Origin of the sequence: Bacillus sp. cl96 (assembly GCF_900100505.1) — a bacterium.
GTDB lineage: Bacteria > Bacillota > Bacilli > Bacillales > Bacillaceae_G > Bacillus_A > Bacillus_A cereus.
The window spans coordinates 140,940-156,491 of record NZ_FNDM01000001.1 but is presented as its reverse complement, the minus strand read 5'-3'; the positions used below and the strand labels follow the sequence as shown (position 1 = coordinate 156,491).

Sequence of the window (15,552 nt, the reverse complement as noted above, 5' to 3'; positions counted from 1 at the left end):
GAAGCTATTCAAAGACACTGGGGAATGTCTTATAAATTAGGGAGGAACAGCTTCGATACATATACTATAAAAGGTGGATGTGACCTCTATGTGAACATAGAGTGAAAGATATGGGGATTTGAAAAATAGTACATATGAAATTGTTATTGCTAGCAATATTGAGTTAGGATATAGAGTTTTCCGGCATAAAACGAAAAGGAATCTGAATATAAATAAAAGTTGTAATCTATGAAAAAAAGGATTATGCTCAACTATATTATGAGAATATAAGGTTTGTCCCAATTATTTAAGGGCTTTTAAAAAGCTTTTTATTGTATGAGGGGAAAGCTTCACTTTAATAAGGGAGTTAGTGATATGGACGTAACAAAAAAACAAGGGCTGTATAATCGTCTTATACGATTAAACCCACCACAAATATTAGCATTAGGCTTTTTCTGCTTAATTGTGGTTGGCGGTTTGTTATTAAAATTACCATTCGCAACGAAAGTACATATTAGTTGGGTAGATGCTTTCTTTACAGCAACGTCAGCAGCGACCGTAACTGGTTTGGGAGTAGTGGATACAGCAAGTACATTTACGATGTTTGGCGAAATTGTTATTATGTTTTTAATTCAAACAGGTGGTCTAGGCCTTATGACAATTGCCATTTTAATTGTTTGGGTACTAGGTAAAAAAATCGGATTACGCCATCGTTTATTAATTGGAGAAGCATTTAATCAAACAAATATAGGTGGTCTTGTAAAATTAGTAAAGCGTGTCTTTATATTTTCGATTTGTATTGAACTTATTGGGGTCATCTTTTTATCGTTTCGCTTTATTCCAGAGTTTGGTTTTGGAAAAGGTTTATACTATAGTATTTTTCATGTAATTGCATCTTATAATAATGCAGGATTTGCTTTATGGCCAGATAATTTAACAAGATATGTAGGGGATCCCATTATTAATATTGGGATTTGCTCTTTAATTGTAATTGGGGGACTCGGTTTTACCGTATTAATTGATATATGGTATAGCCGCAGTTTTCGAAAATTATCACTTCACTCAAAAATAATGATTATTGGAACAGTAGTGCTAAATATTATAGCAATGATCGTGATTTTTGTATTGGAATATAATAATGTGAAGACGTTAGGGAATTTATCTTTAAATGAAAAACTATGGGCTTCCTTCTTTCAAGGTATTACTCCGCGGACAGCTGGATTTAATACGGTTGACTATGGAGGTATGGAAGAATCATCTATATTATTTACGATGATTTTGATGTTTATTGGTGCAGGAAGTGTATCGACAGGTGGAGGAATTAAATTAACGACGTTTGTTATCTTAATTACATCTGTCCTTTCTTTCTTTAGAAAAAAGGAGGAAATTGTTTTATTTCAGCGTACAATTAAAATGTCAACAGTAACGAGGGCCTTAGCGATTGCTGTTGCCAGTCAAATACTTATTTTAGCAGCGGTATTCATATTAATGCTTACAGAAAACTTCAGCTTTATTCAATTATTATTTGAGACAATATCAGCGTTTGGCACAGTCGGATTAACGATGGGAATTACTGCAAAGCTATCGGCATTCGGAAAATGTATTATTATGTTTGTTATGTTCTGCGGATTAATTGGACCATTAACACTTGTGTTCTCTTTAGCGCGACCAGCAAAACAAAAAATAAAATATCCATCGGAAGATGTGTTTACAGGATAAGGTATCCCGCGTTAAGCGAGATACCTTTTTCTTTTTTAGAACAGGGAGAACAATAGACCAATAAGTGCTACTCGGAATAAAATTGCGATAAGTGCAGCAATTCCACCGACAACTGCAGCGATACCACCAGTTACAGTAGCTCCGCGATTATAAGCGTAAATACCGAGTAAAACAGAAACAAGACCAAATAGTGTTGGAAATGTAAATAGCGATAAGATAGATAGCGCAAGAGCGATAAAACCAGCAGTTGATCCAGCAGCGGACGATTTTACAACATCTTTATCGTCTTTATCATTGTAATCATAATCAATGCGTTGTGGTGCAACCTCAGCGGCGTACTCTTCTTTATAGTCACTATAATCACTATCTATTCTATCTTTTCTTTTATAATCATCAAATTTCTCAGTCAAAGTCATGACTCCTTTCATAACAAGGTTCAATAGTAGTATGTATCTCTTTTTCTTTTTTATCCCGCTATTTGTGAGAGTCGAGCTACGTACACATCCCACTGATTAAAGTTTCACTATACCGGAGCATGTACAGGGAGTAGTATCTTTTAAAAGGAGGAAAATGTTTTCTTGAAATAGGAAAAGTTAGTATGACTTCCTCTATTTTGGAAAATATAAAAAGGAATAATGAGGAAAGGGTGCAATACATAATGGAACATCCAATTGAAAATTTAATGAAAACGGCAATGACAAATTTAAAAGAAATGGTAGATGTAAATACAATTGTTGGGAGCCCGGTTTCAACAGCTGACGGAAATGTAGTATTAACAGTATCTCAAGTGGCTTTTGGTTTTGGAGCTGGTGGAAGTGATTTTAAAGGGGATTTCATTACTGAAAAACATAACGGTGGGCAAAATCAGCATAAAGAGAACAAACAAGGGCATCCATTTGGAGGAGGAAGCGGGGCTGGGGTTTCCATTAGTCCAGTAGCTTTTTTAGTAGTTGGTTCTAATGGGGTGCAAGTATTACATCTCAACAGCAGTACACATTTAATTGAAAAGGCTTTAAATACTGTACCAAGCACTGTAGATAAATTTGTGAATGGTCGTCAAAAGTGAACTTGCATTTTTTAGGAATTATGATATATTAGAAAAAGTGCGCTTTAGGATGATCGGAATAATTGAAATGTAAATATATATGATGTGTGGAATAAGGGAGAGGAATTTATGATTAATATCAAAAACTTAGTAGTTGGCTTATTTATGTTAGTAAGCGGCTTTGTTGTATATGTAATAAAAGAAAAAGCTCCATTCTAAAACAGACAAACCGTTAATGTCTGTTTTTAATTTGCGGAAAAATATTGACAAGTTATTGTATTGGTGTTAGAATTTTAATTCGTGTCTCGGTTACAGCTAGTGTAAAGTAAATATCTCTTATGAATGCAATACGAAAAGTTTGCGAAAGATCGGGTAATTTTATCAACAACTTTTGTGAACAAACCCTATAAATTGTATTTGTAAGCTATATATGTATACTAGTGAATCAAGGAGCGGTCAGTGGAACCGTAATGATGAGAGAGAGGTAGGGCTTTCATCCAGTATATGTTACTTTCCCGTTAGGTGAATATAAAAAAGAGGACTCCTTTTAAAAGGAGTCCTCTTTCATTTTTTAAGTGCGACTTTCAACTTGTTGACAAATTTCATCCGTTGTTAAACCGTGAGCTGTAATGACTGATCCTTTAATTGATGTATCTGCAATGCCCATCACATTAGAATCTTGCCCAGTTACAACGCAACAATCACAACCTTGTGCATCCTGTTCTGAGTTAAGTGTAACAACTTCATGACCTTGTTGCTGAAGAGCTTGTTGAACGTCTGTTAATGAGTTTTCAACGCCAATTCTAGCCATAATTCTCACCTCCTACCATCTAATTGCTAGTATGCTCAAGTTCACTGCATTTATGAAAAGACGGTAGGAAGTAAATCTTTGTTTAGTCGTTATATACGCCAGTAAGCATTTGACTAACGAATTGATCGTTTAATGTATCTTGGGCAGAAGAAGTATTTGAATGGATGTCGATTGAAGCAATAAAATGATTATGTTCTTGCGTATTTGGTTCTACCTCTACGTAATTATCGAATTTACAAAAACCTTTCGTATCCATTAGATCAAATAATTGCAGCATTTCTACTACCTCTTGTCTAGTTCCTTTAATTTGTACACACGCCATATTTATTTCCTCCTTCATTTTGACAAATTGTTTTTTAAAAATAGGATTATGATTACGAAATGAAAAATATGAATGTTATTTTTAGACAGCGCTATTTTTGTTATTTTCCCCCTTTTTCAGCAAAAGTCGTTATATATTCCCGGATTTATAAAATCGGACGTCCGTTTATTGAATACAATAGATTCGCATCAATTGATGAAAATCCTTCTTTTAAACAAATATTTTTTTAGTGGAAATTGGCGAAAAAAATTTTTTGACTTTTTGTAAACGTTAACAATGTTGTTAAATCAATATAAGTAAAGAAGTACGTACGATTAAAAATTATAAATTTTCTAAAAATTCACTTGATTTATTTAGAAAGGAGAGTAAACTAGGAAACAATAAAAAATTCATAGAACATAGGAGGCGCTTCTAGTGAATGAGCAATGGATTTTCTTAAATGGAGAATTTGTTCCAAAAGATGAGGCAAAAGTTTCAGTATATGATCATGGCTATTTATATGGCGATGGAGTGTTTGAAGGAATTAGAGTTTATAGCGGTAATGTTTTCCGTTTGAGAGAGCACCTTGTCCGGTTGTATGAATCAGCAAAATCAATCCTTTTAGAAATTCCATATTCATTAGATGAAGTAACAAATATTGTTGTTGAGACGATTCGACAAAATAAATTATCTAATGGATACATTCGCCTTGTTGTATCAAGAGGAGCAGGAAATCTTGGATTGGATCCCGATTCATGTAAGAAGCCGAATGTAGTAGTAATTGCAGAACAATTATCTTTATTCCCACAAGAATATTATGAGAAAGGGATTCCAGTTGTAACAGTTGCAACGCGCCGAAATCGTCCCGATGTTTTATCCCCTCAAGTAAAATCTTTAAATTACTTAAACAATATTTTAGTTCGTATTGAAGCGAAATTAGCTGGAGTACAAGAAGCACTTATGTTAAATGATCAAGGATATGTAGCTGAAGGCTCAGGAGATAACGTGTTTATTGTTAAAGGAAATAAATTAATTACACCACCAAGTTCTGCTGGAGCGTTAGAAGGTATTACACGAAACGCCATTTTAGAAATCGGCGAAAAACTTGGATATGACGTAAGAGAAGAGTTATTTACAAGACATGATGTATATGTAGCTGATGAAGTGTTTTTAACAGGAACAGCTGCTGAAGTTATTGCTGTTACGACAGTAGATGGTAGAACGATTGGCTTAGGGCAAACAGGTCCACATACGAACCGTTTATTAGAAGAGTTTCGTAAGTTAGTTGTAGAAGATGGAGAGAAAATTTACGAAGAAAATAAAGTTGGATAAAAACTTTTTTAACATAAGAAAGCGTTGATAGGGAGGAGTAGTTGATTGTGAAGCCTCACAGAGAGTCGGTGGTTGCTGAAAACCGATGGTTCACGTCGACGAACATCGCCCTTGAGTGCTAAGCTAAAGCATTTGTCTAGGCTTAGACGGTAGCTCCGTTATTAGCTAGATCCATTTATGGATCACTGAGGCAAGAGTATTCTTGCAAAGAAGGGTGGTACCGCGAAATCTTTCGTCCCTTCAGCACATAGCTGGAGTGTGGACGTAGGATTTTTTTATTGTATAAAAGTTTGAAAAAGGGGGCTTATAAGAACAATGTCTTCAAAAACGGAAGAGAAACTGGCAACTGGTGCACAGCTATTGTTAGAAGCGCTAGAAAAGGAAGGCGTAAAAGTGATTTTCGGTTATCCGGGTGGTGCCGTTTTACCTCTCTATGATGCACTGTATGATTGTGAAATTCCGCATATTTTAACAAGGCATGAGCAAGGGGCAATTCACGCTGCTGAAGGGTATGCCAGAATTACAGGGAACCCAGGGGTTGTAATTGCAACGAGTGGACCAGGTGCTACAAATGTAATTACGGGTCTAGCGGATGCGATGATTGATTCATTGCCACTTGTTGTATTTACAGGCCAAGTAGCAACAACGTTAATTGGGAGCGATGCTTTTCAAGAGGCGGATATTATGGGACTTACGATGCCAGTGACAAAACATAACTATCAAGTGCGAAAGGCCTCAGATTTACCTCGAATTATTAAAGAAGCATTTCATATTGCTAAAACAGGAAGACCAGGACCAGTCGTTATTGACCTTCCGAAAGATATGGTAGTCGAGAAAGGTGAGCGATGTAGCAATGTACAAATGGATTTACCAGGATATAACCCTAATTATGAACCGAATCTACTTCAAATAAACAAATTACTACAAGCAATTGAAACCGCAAAAAAACCGTTAATTTTAGCTGGAGCAGGTATACTGCATGCGAAAGCTTCGAAAGAATTGACAAGTTTTGCCCGTAAATATGAAATCCCTGTTGTGCATACGTTACTTGGACTTGGTGGTTTTCCGCCAGATGATGGGCTATTTCTAGGGATGGGGGGAATGCACGGTTCTTACACAGCCAATATGGCGTTATATGAATGCGACTTACTCATTAATATAGGTGCGAGATTTGACGATCGTCTTACTGGGAATTTAGCTTTTTTTGCTAAAGGGGCGACTGTTGCACATATCGATATTGATCCAGCAGAAATTGGGAAAAATGTGCCAACAGAGATTCCTATTGTTGCAAGTGCTAAGCGGGCGTTAGAAGTATTGCTTCAATCAGAAGGAAAGAAAGAAAATCATCATGAATGGCTCTCTTTATTAAAGAGTAGAAAAGAAAAGTATCCATTCTCTTATAAACGAAATTCTGAAAGTATTAAACCTCAATACGCGATTGATATGCTATATGAAATCACGAAAGGAGAAGCGATTGTAACAACAGACGTTGGGCAACATCAAATGTGGGCAGCACAATACTATCCGTTGAAAAATCCAGATAAATGGGTAACTTCTGGCGGATTAGGAACGATGGGGTTCGGATTTCCAGCAGCAATCGGTGCGCAAATTGCAAAGAGAGATGAACTAGTTATTGCAATTGTTGGTGATGCTGGGTTTCAAATGACTCTGCAAGAATTAAGTGTATTAAAAGAACACGCTTTACCCGTTAAAGTATTTATTTTAAATAATGAAGCTTTAGGAATGGTAAGACAATGGCAAGATGAATTTTACAATCAAAGATATTCACATTCTTTATTGCCATGCCAACCAGATTTCGTCGCTCTTGCGAATGCGTATGGTATAAAAGGTGTTCGTATTGACGATCCACTTCTTGCAAAGAAGCAAATCCAGCATGCGATCGAATTACAAGAGCCAGTCGTAATCGATTGTCGTGTACTTCAATCAGAGAAGGTTATGCCGATGGTTGCACCAGGAAAAGGTGTTCACCAAATGGAGGGAGTGGAAAAAGGGTGAAGAGAATTGTTACAGCGACAGTTCGAAATCAAAGTGGTGTGTTAAACCGAATTACAGGGGTTATGACACGAAGACATTTTAATATTGAAAGTATTTCAGTAGGTCATACAGAATCATCAGATATATCGCGAATGACGATTGCTGTACACGTTGAAAGTGAACAGCAAGTTGAGCAGTTAATTAAACAACTTCATAAGCAAATCGATGTTCTGAAAGTATCAGATATTACAGAAGAAGCAATGATTGCTAGAGAGCTTGCTCTTATTAAAGTAGCAACTTCTGTAGCGAGGGCAGAATTATATAGTTTAATTGAACCATTTCGAGCCGCTGTAATAGATGTTGGGAAGGATTCCATAGTTGTGCAAGTAACAGGTACGCAAGATAAAGTAGAAGCGTTAATTGAATTACTTCGTCCATACGGTTTAAAAGAAATTGCTAGAACAGGTGTAACAGCATTTACACGTAGTATGAAAAAACAAGATAAGCAAGTTATGTTAATTCAATAATCATTTAAATATAGGGGGAAATGAAAATGGCAAAAGTTTATTATGAGAAAGATGTAACAGTAAATGTATTAAAGGAAAAGAAAGTAGCAATCATCGGATATGGCTCGCAAGGTCATGCGCATGCGCAAAATTTACGTGATAACGGATTTGATGTAGTAGTAGGTTTAAGAAAAGGTAAGTCTTGGGATAAAGCGAATGAAGATGGGTTTTCTGTATATACAGTAGCAGAAGCAGCGGAAAAAGCTGATGTAGTAATGATTCTATTACCTGATGAATTACAACCAGAAGTATATGAAGCTGAAATTGCACCAAATTTACAGGCTGGAAACTCTCTCGTGTTCGCACATGGATTTAATGTTCACTTTGATCAAGTAAAACCACCAGCGAATGTAGATGTATTTCTAGTAGCGCCAAAAGGACCGGGGCATCTCGTACGCCGTACGTTCGCCGAGGGAGGGGCTGTTCCTGCATTATTTGCAGTATATCAAGATGCAACAGGAGTTGCGACTGAAAAAGCACTTTCTTATGCTGACGGAATTGGAGCAACGAGAGCTGGTGTATTAGAAACGACGTTTAAAGAAGAAACAGAAACAGATTTATTTGGAGAGCAAGCTGTACTCTGCGGCGGAGTAACTGCACTTGTAAAAGCAGGATTTGAAACGTTAGTTGATGCGGGATACCAGCCTGAACTTGCATATTTTGAATGTTTACATGAACTGAAGCTAATCGTTGACCTTATGTATGAAGGTGGACTTGAAAATATGAGATATTCAGTTTCAGATACAGCGCAGTGGGGAGACTTCGTATCAGGACCACGCGTTGTTACTGAAGATACGAAGAAAGCGATGGGGGCAGTATTAGCAGAAATTCAAGATGGTACATTTGCAAGAGGCTGGATTGCAGAGCATAAAGCAGGAAGACCAAATTTCCACGCGACAAATGAGAAAGAGAATGAACATGAAATCGAAGTAGTAGGACGTAAATTACGTGAAATGATGCCTTTCGTACAGCCGCGAGTAAAGGTAGGGATTAAATAATATGAAGCAGATTTTGTTCATGGATACAACGCTTCGTGATGGCGAACAATCACCAGGAGTAAATTTAAATGAACAAGAGAAGTTACAAATTGCTAGGCAATTAGAGAGGCTTGGTATTCATGTAATGGAAGCTGGATTCGCGGCAGCTTCCGAAGGTGACTTCCAATCGGTAAAACGCATCGCGAATACAATTCAAAACGCTACGGTTATGAGTTTAGCTAGAGCGAAAGAAAGTGACATTCGAAGAGCATATGAAGCTGTGAGAGGCGCTGTATCTCCTCGTCTACACGTATTTCTAGCTACGAGTGATATTCATATGAAATATAAACTTTGTATGTCAAAAGAAGATGTGTTAAATAGTATTCATCGCTCGGTTACGCTCGGAAAATCATTATTTCCGACAGTACAATTTTCTGCAGAAGATGCGACAAGAACATCGAGAGCATTTTTAGCTGAAGCAGTAGAAATTGCGATTCGAGCAGGAGCGAATGTAATTAATATTCCGGATACAGTTGGATATACAAATCCGGAAGAGTATTATTCTCTTTTTAAATACTTACAAGAATCCGTTCCATCATATGAAAAAGCGATTTTTTCTTGTCATTGTCACGATGATCTTGGTATGGCAGTAGCAAATTCGTTAGCTGCGGTTGAAGGGGGAGCAGTGCAAGTAGAAGGAACGATTAATGGCATTGGAGAAAGAGCAGGGAATGCAGCGTTAGAAGAAGTTGCAGTAGCTCTTCATATTAGAAAAGATTTTTATAAAGCAGAACCTTCGATGACTTTAAAAGAAATTAAGGCGACGAGTACATTAGTAAGCAGGTTAACGGGTATGGTTGTACCGAAAAATAAAGCAATCGTTGGAGCGAATGCATTTGCTCATGAATCAGGCATCCACCAAGATGGGGTTTTAAAAGAAGTAACAACTTATGAAATTATCGAACCAGCGCTTATAGGAGAATCTCAAAATCTCTTTGTACTTGGGAAACATTCTGGCCGTCATGCGTTTACGGAAAAAATGAAAGAGCTTGGTTATGAATTTACAAATGAAGAGCGAGATGCGGCATTCGAAGCATTTAAAAAATTGGCGGATCGTAAAAAGGAAATTACTGAGGAAGATTTACGCGCAATTATGCTTGGTGAAGCAGCATTTGCAGCCCAGCAATATAACATTACGCAATTACAAGTGCATTTCGTATCAAATAGTACACAATGCGCAACAGTTGTGCTGAAGGATGAGGAAGGAAATGTATATGAAGATGCAGCCACTGGTTCTGGTAGTATTGAAGCGATATACAATGCGATTCAAAGAATTTTAGGATTAGAATGTGAATTGGCAGATTATCGCATACAATCTATTACACAAGGTCAAGATGCACTTGCTCACGTTCATGTTGAATTAAAAGAAGGTAGTCACCAAATATCAGGTTTCGGAGTTGCGCAAGACGTATTGGAAGCGTCGGCGAGGGCTTATGTCCATGCAGCAGGGAAATTAAAATCTCTTATAGCGCTTGTGAAATAAATAATTGATAGGTGAGAGAAGCTTTCCTCACCTATCAAATTAAAGTTCTGAAAATTCAGTTAAAAGGAGTGTTAAAAATGGAAAAACGTATCGTTTGTTTAGCTGGTGATGGTGTCGGTCCAGAAGTAATGGAGAGTGCGAAGGAAGTATTGCATATGGTAGAAAGGCTATATGGACATCATTTTCATTTGCAAGATGAGTACTTTGGTGGTATTGCTATCGATTTAACTGGGCAACCATTACCACAGCGAACACTTGCCGCCTGTTTAGCGAGTGATGCGGTTTTACTTGGCGCAGTAGGTGGACCAAGGTGGGATAGTACGAAAGAAAGGCCTGAGAAAGGATTATTAGCATTAAGAAAAGGACTCGGTGTATTTGCGAATGTTCGCCCTGTAACGGTAGAAAGTGCAACTGCACATTTATCACCATTAAAAAACGCTGATGAAATTGATTTCGTTGTCGTTCGTGAATTAACAGGCGGAATTTATTTTTCTTATCCGAAAGAGCGAACGGAAGAAGTGGCGACAGATACACTTACGTATCATCGCCATGAAATTGAACGTATCGTTTCGTATGCTTTTCAATTAGCAAATAAGCGGAAGAAAAAAGTAACATCTATTGATAAAGCGAATGTTTTAGAGTCTAGTAAATTATGGAGAACTGTGACAGAAGAAGTAGCACTTCGCTACCCAAATGTGGAAGTAGAACACATTTTAGTAGATGCAGCAGCTATGGAATTAATTCGGAATCCAGGAAGATTTGACGTTATTGTAACGGAAAATTTATTTGGTGATATTTTAAGTGATGAGGCTTCAGTATTAGCTGGATCATTAGGAATGCTTCCATCAGCAAGTCACGCTGAAAAGGGACCTTCATTATATGAGCCTATTCACGGATCAGCACCGGATATTGCGGGGAAAAATAAGGCGAATCCAATTGCGATGATGCGTTCTGTTGCAATGATGCTTGGGCAATCGTTCGGATTAACGAGAGAAGGAGATGCAATTGAAGAAGCAGTTTCTGCAGTCCTTAAATCAGGGAAATGTACAGCAGATATCGGGGGGACTGAAACGACAACTTCATTTACAAAGGCAGTTATTCAAGAAATGGAAGAGCAAGCGTTAGTAGGGAGAGGAAGATAATGGGAAAAAGGTTACTAGATAAGCTTTGGGAAAGACATGTAGTTGCGACTAATGAAAATGGATTGGATTTATTATATATCGATCTACATCTTGTTCATGAAGTAACGTCACCGCAAGCCTTTGAAGGCTTGCGGCTTACAAATCGAACAGTCCGCAGACCAGATTTAACATTTGCAACGATGGATCATAATATTCCAACGAAAGATGTTTGGAATATTACCGACCGCATTGCGAAGCAGCAACTAGATACACTTCGGCAAAACTGTAAACAATTTCAGGTGCCATTAGCGGATATCGGAGATGAAGAGCAAGGGATCGTTCATGTAATAGGACCAGAACTTGGACTCACACAGCCAGGAAAAACGATTGTTTGTGGTGATAGTCATACAGCAACACACGGTGCTTTTGGCGCACTAGCGTTTGGTATTGGTACGAGTGAAGTGGAACATGTATTGGCAACGCAAACGTTATGGCAACGAAAGCCGAAAGCGATGGGCATTGAGTTAAAAGGGAAGTTACCGCAAGGTGTCTATGCGAAAGATATTATTTTACACCTTCTTTCAAAGTACGGAGTAGCAGTTGGAACAGGTTACGTAATGGAATTTTATGGAGAGGCCATTCATGCTATGGATATGGAAGAGAGGATGACGCTTTGCAATATGGCAATTGAAGGGGGAGCAAAGGCTGGCATTATTGCACCAGATGAAAAAACGTTTGCTTACGTAAAAGGGCGTAAATATGCACCGAAAGACTATGAATCTATTAAGGAAAAATGGTCAGAACTTTATACAGATTTAGATGCAGTTTATGATTTACATATTCTAGTAGATGTTACGGATTTAGCGCCGTACGTTACGTGGGGAACAAATCCTAGTATGGGTGTTCGGATCGATGAGAAATTGCCAGAAAAGCATGATGCAAATGATGAAAGAGCGTTTTCTTATATGGGATTGAGTCCCGGACAAAGTACGTATGACATTCCAGTTCAACATGTTTTCATTGGATCTTGTACAAATTCCAGGCTTTCTGACTTAGAAATTGCTGCATCTGTCGTGAAAGGTAAAAAAGTAAAAGAAGGTGTGCGAGCACTTGTTGTACCTGGATCTCAAAGGGTAAGAGAAGCAGCGATGCATAAAGGATTACATCGCATATTTGAAGAAGCTGGATTTGAATGGAGAGAGCCCGGATGCTCAATGTGTCTAGGTATGAATCCAGATCAAGTGCCTGAAGGAGAACATTGTGCCTCTACGTCCAATCGCAATTTTGAAGGAAGACAAGGAAAGGGAGCACGAACGCATTTAGTTAGCCCGGCAATGGCGGCAGCGGCTGCGTTATATGGTCATTTTGTTGATATTAGAAAGGAGAGTTATGATGGAGCCATTTCGTATTCATAAAGGTACTGCCGCAGTACTGATGAATGATAACATTGATACAGATCAAATTATTCCGAAGCAATATTTAAAGAGAATTGAAAGAACTGGGTTTGGGAAGTTTTTATTTGATGAGTGGCGATATGATAATAATCGCCAAGAAAACCCTAATTTCCCGCTTAATGCACAAGAAAGAAAAGGAGCCAGCATATTAATCACAGGTGATAATTTTGGATGTGGCTCGTCTAGAGAACATGCTCCATGGGCACTTGCTGATTATGGTTTCCGCGTTATTATCGCTGGAGGATTTGCCGATATCTTTTATATGAATTGTATGAAGAATGGCATGTTACCGATTGTAATGGATAAAGATATGCGTGAACAACTTGCAAAAACAGATGCGAGGGAACAAATTACAGTTGATTTAGAAAATGAAATAATTATAACGAATATGCATAGATTCCATTTTACAATCGAGAAAATGTGGAAAGAGAAGTTATTGAATGGTTTAGATGAAATTAGTATTACAATGCAATATGAACAAGAAATAAAAGAGTATGAAAGAAAAGTGGCTTTACATTAAAAAAAGTGACGGAATATTAAAAATGTATTTACATTCAAAATTAACTGTTATATACTATGTGAAAATCAGAGGAGAAAGGGAGTAAGTATTATGAATACAATAAAATCTATTACAATGCTTACACAACTACATCATCATACATGAAACCCTTGAACCTAGCGTGAAAACGTGTAGGTACAAGGGTTATTCCCGTTGTACCTACACTCTACTGAAGAGCCTTGTAGGTATTTTGTCTACAAGGCTCTTTTTATTTTCGGCTTAGGGGAATGAAATAGGCATACATTAGAAGGGGAAAGGTGTGAAAATTTAGATGACAAAATGGAAACGAGCAAACCCGAATGGAACGAGAGATTATTTATTCGAAGAATGTACGTTAATTGAAGAAGTGGAGCAAAAATTAAGGCTTACTTTTTTAGAGAGAGGTTATGAGGAAATAAGAACACCTACAATTGAATTTTATGATGTTTTTGCATTTCAAAATAGACCGATAGATGAAGAGAAGATGTATAAATTTTTTGATGAAAAGGGAAGGATTATCGTTTTACGTCCAGATATGACAATTCCTTTAGCAAGAGTGATTGGAACACAGAGATGGGATACGCCACTTAAAGTGACGTATAGCGGGAATGTATTTCGAGCGAATGAATCCCATTCTGGAAAATATAATGAAATCGTACAAAGTGGTATTGAAGTTATCGGGATTGATAATGTAAGAGCTGAAATTGAATGTGTAATAAGTGTCATTCAAGCACTTCAAAAGTTGAATGTGCAATCTTTTACAATTGAGATTGGGCAAGTACAGTTATATAAATGTATTGTAAAAAAGCTCTCCATCCATGATGAAGAAGAAAGAGTACTTAGAACGTATATAGAAAGTAAAAATTATGCTGCCCTCTCAAATTTTATCGGAGAAAAGAAATTAGATCGATGCGATGAGACAGTAAGATTACTTGAGAAATTACCAAGGCTATTTGGAAATTTAGAAGTTATTGAGGAGGCAGAAAAGCTTGCTTCAAGTAATGAAATGAAAATGGCAATTGCAAGAGTAAAAGAAATGTATGAAACAATTGAAACGTTAGGATATGGTTCTTACATATCAATTGATTTGGGCATGATTCAACACTTAGATTACTATACGGGTGTTATTTTCAAAGGATATATATATGAAATTGGAGAAGAAATCGTTAGTGGCGGAAGATACGATGAGCTAATTGGGAATTTTGGAGAAATGCTGCCAGCTGTTGGACTCGCGGTACAAGTAAATCAAATTGTGAAGGCGCTGCAAGAGCAGCAAGAACCATATGAACGAAATCAAATTGATATTGTGATTCATTATGAGTTAAATAGATTAGCGGAAGCAGAAAGGTTACGAAATTTACTTCGAAAGGATGGGAAAAATGCTTGGTTATCTCTATTCTCTAATTTAAGCGATACCTTTCAATTTGCAAGAAAAAATAAAATAGGAACGGTCGTTGAGGCAAAGAATGAATACTTAGTGGAATATGTATGGAATGAGAAATGGGTAGTCCAGAAAGAAGGAGAGGCTTCATGCGTAACATTCAAATTGCGTTAACGAAAGGAAGATTAGAAAAACATGTCATTCCACTTTTTGAGCAGATTGGAATTGATTGTTCCGAGCTCAAAAATAAAGGTCGGAAGCTTGTATTTCAAAGTAAAAATACAAATGTTTCATTTATTTTAGTAAAAGCGGTTGATGTTGCTACTTATGTAGAACATGGGGTAGCTGATATTGGCATCGTTGGAAAAGATATTTTAATGGAAAACGAGAAAGATATTTATGAAATGCTGGATTTAGGAGTGGGGATTTGTAAGTTTTGTGTTGCTTCTATTCCTACGTATAATCCGAAGAGTTACCGGAAGAAAAGAATCGCTACGAAATACCCCCATATTACTTCTACTTATTTTCATGATAAGGGAGAGGATGTAGAAATTATTAAGATAGAAGGTTCTGTAGAAATCGCTCCTCTTCTTGGATTGGCAGATGCGATTGTAGATATTGTTGAAACAGGAAAAACATTACAAGAGAATGGACTCATTGTATTTGAGGAAATGTACTTTATATCGGCTCGGATGATTGTAAATAAGGCAGCCTTAAAAACTAAAAAAGACGAAATATTCAGCATTATAAATATGATGGAGCAAGAAATCTTATCAGGGAAATAGGAGGA

Annotated in this window: 16 protein-coding genes and 1 other annotated feature; of the genes, 13 read left to right on the top strand and 3 right to left on the bottom strand. The window is 37.2% G+C overall.

Annotated features, from left to right (window positions below):
* Nucleotides 1-354: 354 nt before the first annotated feature.
* Nucleotides 355-1,698, top strand: a complete 1,344-nt coding sequence (locus BLT20_RS00900; RefSeq protein WP_000383524.1) for a TrkH family potassium uptake protein — start codon at nt 355-357, stop codon at nt 1,696-1,698.
* A gap of 35 nt (nt 1,699-1,733) precedes the next feature.
* On the opposite strand, the gene BLT20_RS00895 is transcribed toward BLT20_RS00900, so the two are convergent.
* A complete protein-coding gene (locus BLT20_RS00895; protein ID WP_000136542.1) occupies nt 1,734-2,108 on the bottom strand; it encodes a hypothetical protein in 375 nt (124 codons plus the stop codon).
* Between the two features lie 188 nt (nt 2,109-2,296).
* On the opposite strand from BLT20_RS00895, the gene ytfJ reads away from it, so the two are divergent.
* Both ytfJ and BLT20_RS00885 read left to right on the top strand, forming a co-directional pair.
* Nucleotides 2,297-2,764, top strand: a complete 468-nt coding sequence (gene ytfJ / locus BLT20_RS00890; protein ID WP_000204234.1) for a GerW family sporulation protein — start codon at nt 2,297-2,299, stop codon at nt 2,762-2,764.
* 108 nt (nt 2,765-2,872) lie between these two features.
* Complete coding sequence (locus tag BLT20_RS00885) at nt 2,873-2,962, top strand: hypothetical protein (protein WP_000608227.1); 90 nt, start codon at nt 2,873-2,875, stop codon at nt 2,960-2,962.
* A gap of 352 nt (nt 2,963-3,314) precedes the next feature.
* Here the strand turns inward: BLT20_RS00885 and BLT20_RS00875 are convergent, their stop codons facing one another.
* Both BLT20_RS00875 and BLT20_RS00870 read right to left on the bottom strand, forming a co-directional pair.
* Nucleotides 3,315-3,554, bottom strand: a complete 240-nt coding sequence (locus tag BLT20_RS00875; RefSeq protein WP_000101022.1) for a YkuS family protein — start codon at nt 3,552-3,554, stop codon at nt 3,315-3,317.
* 82 nt (nt 3,555-3,636) lie between these two features.
* Complete coding sequence (locus BLT20_RS00870; RefSeq protein WP_000752514.1) at nt 3,637-3,876, bottom strand: DUF3911 family protein; 240 nt, start codon at nt 3,874-3,876, stop codon at nt 3,637-3,639.
* 414 nt (nt 3,877-4,290) lie between these two features.
* Between BLT20_RS00870 and ilvE the strand changes: the two genes are divergently transcribed.
* The 10 genes from ilvE to hisG all read left to right on the top strand — a co-directional run bounded on the left by ilvE (nt 4,291) and on the right by hisG (nt 15,547).
* Nucleotides 4,291-5,187 (top strand): branched-chain-amino-acid transaminase, encoded by an 897-nt coding sequence (gene ilvE, locus BLT20_RS00860; protein ID WP_001005486.1) that lies wholly within the window; start codon nt 4,291-4,293, stop codon nt 5,185-5,187.
* Between the two features lie 15 nt (nt 5,188-5,202).
* Nucleotides 5,203-5,430: a binding site (T-box leader), on the top strand.
* 72 nt (nt 5,431-5,502) lie between these two features.
* Nucleotides 5,503-7,203 carry an acetolactate synthase large subunit gene (ilvB, locus tag BLT20_RS00855; protein ID WP_000095868.1) on the top strand — a complete coding sequence of 567 codons (1,701 nt, stop codon included), beginning with the start codon at nt 5,503-5,505 and terminating at the stop codon, nt 7,201-7,203.
* Complete coding sequence (gene ilvN, locus BLT20_RS00850) at nt 7,200-7,709, top strand: acetolactate synthase small subunit (protein ID WP_073339336.1); 510 nt, start codon at nt 7,200-7,202, stop codon at nt 7,707-7,709. Before ilvB ends, ilvN begins: the two co-directional genes overlap by 4 nt.
* Before the next feature lie 26 nt (nt 7,710-7,735).
* Entirely contained in the window at nt 7,736-8,746 is a 1,011-nt protein-coding gene (gene ilvC, locus BLT20_RS00845) for a ketol-acid reductoisomerase (RefSeq protein ID WP_001151740.1), read from the top strand.
* Between the two features lies 1 nt (nt 8,747).
* Nucleotides 8,748-10,268, top strand: a complete 1,521-nt coding sequence (gene leuA / locus BLT20_RS00840) for a 2-isopropylmalate synthase (RefSeq protein WP_000809600.1) — start codon at nt 8,748-8,750, stop codon at nt 10,266-10,268.
* 77 nt (nt 10,269-10,345) lie between these two features.
* A complete protein-coding gene (gene leuB, locus BLT20_RS00835) occupies nt 10,346-11,410 on the top strand; it encodes a 3-isopropylmalate dehydrogenase (protein ID WP_000415366.1) in 1,065 nt (354 codons plus the stop codon).
* Nucleotides 11,410-12,804: a 3-isopropylmalate dehydratase large subunit gene (gene leuC, locus BLT20_RS00830; RefSeq protein WP_000518109.1), complete on the top strand. Its 1,395-nt coding sequence runs from the start codon at nt 11,410-11,412 to the stop codon at nt 12,802-12,804. Before leuB ends, leuC begins: the two co-directional genes overlap by 1 nt.
* A complete protein-coding gene (leuD, locus tag BLT20_RS00825; protein ID WP_000433187.1) occupies nt 12,782-13,363 on the top strand; it encodes a 3-isopropylmalate dehydratase small subunit in 582 nt (193 codons plus the stop codon). The genes leuC and leuD overlap by 23 nt, the downstream gene beginning before the upstream one ends.
* A gap of 310 nt (nt 13,364-13,673) precedes the next feature.
* Nucleotides 13,674-14,936 (top strand): ATP phosphoribosyltransferase regulatory subunit, encoded by a 1,263-nt coding sequence (locus BLT20_RS00820; RefSeq protein ID WP_000170300.1) that lies wholly within the window; start codon nt 13,674-13,676, stop codon nt 14,934-14,936.
* Nucleotides 14,912-15,547: an ATP phosphoribosyltransferase gene (gene hisG / locus BLT20_RS00815; protein ID WP_001244493.1), complete on the top strand. Its 636-nt coding sequence runs from the start codon at nt 14,912-14,914 to the stop codon at nt 15,545-15,547. The genes BLT20_RS00820 and hisG overlap by 25 nt, the downstream gene beginning before the upstream one ends.
* Nucleotides 15,548-15,552 lie beyond the last annotated feature (5 nt).